At 60.7% G+C, this 954-nt stretch carries 1 pseudogene; it reads left to right on the top strand.

The window, feature by feature from the left end:
• Positions 1-81 precede the first annotated feature (81 nt).
• A pseudogene (locus JKL46_RS34905) lies at positions 82-689 on the top strand (transposase); the annotation flags it as partial.
• Positions 690-954 lie beyond the last annotated feature (265 nt).

Consider the following 954-nt stretch of genomic DNA (forward strand, 5'->3'; position numbering starts at 1 on the left):
ACGGCGCCGAGATCACAACGACGCCAACACACAACGTCGCCTGATCGACCCCATCACCCACCTTCCGGTTTAACTCCCAGGTGGCAGGTCCAGGTTCGTCACTATCGGCCGCTGGTCGAACGCATCATCAGACAGAGCGAGCGGCGGGTGCTGGCCGGTGAGCCGGTCCCCGCCAGCGAGAAGTTGGTGAGCCTGTTCGAAGAGCATGCCGATATCATCGTCAAAGGCAGCCGCGATACTGATATGGTCACAAACTCAACCTGACCACCGGCAGGAGTGGCATGATCCTCGATCTGGTGATCGAAGCCGGTAACCCGGCCGACAGCGACCGCTTGCTGCCGATGCTGGCGCGCCACGTCGCCCTCTATGGCCAAGCGCCGCGGCAAGCGGCGGCCGATGGCGGCTTCGCCACGCGCGACAACCTGGCCACAGCGAAGGCGTGGGGCGTCTGCGACATGGCCTTCCACAAGAAAGCCGGCCTCAGAATCGAGGACATGGTCAGAAGCCAATGGGTTTATCGCAAGCTGCGCAACTTCCGGGCCGGCATCGAAGCCGGTATCTCATGCCTCAAGCGCGCTTACGGCTTGGCGCGTTGCACCTGGCGCGGCCTCGATCATTTCAAGGCTTATGTCTGGTCCTCGGTCGTGGCCTACAACCTCGTCCTCTTCACACGCCTCAACTCAAGCTGACGCCGATCTGCCGTTTGGAATCCGTGGTACCGGTCCAACATCGGTCTCGCGGCGTGCACTTCATCGCGCCCGTGATGCCGGTTTCGCCAAAAACGGCGCGGTCTTCGCTGTCAATGCCCCTACAATCGCTTCTCGATGAGCGTAAGTGCCTGCAAACGCCCCAAAATATGTGCGTTTGTGGACGGAAACTAGTGTTCTGTCACTGACGGGTAATTCCGAAATCTGGTCTGACGTGCGATGCTGCTCGCATGGGCAAGATCGAACG

The organism is Microvirga zambiensis WSM3693, from assembly GCF_016735695.1.
In the GTDB taxonomy this organism is placed as follows: Bacteria; Pseudomonadota; Alphaproteobacteria; order Rhizobiales; family Beijerinckiaceae; genus Microvirga; species Microvirga zambiensis.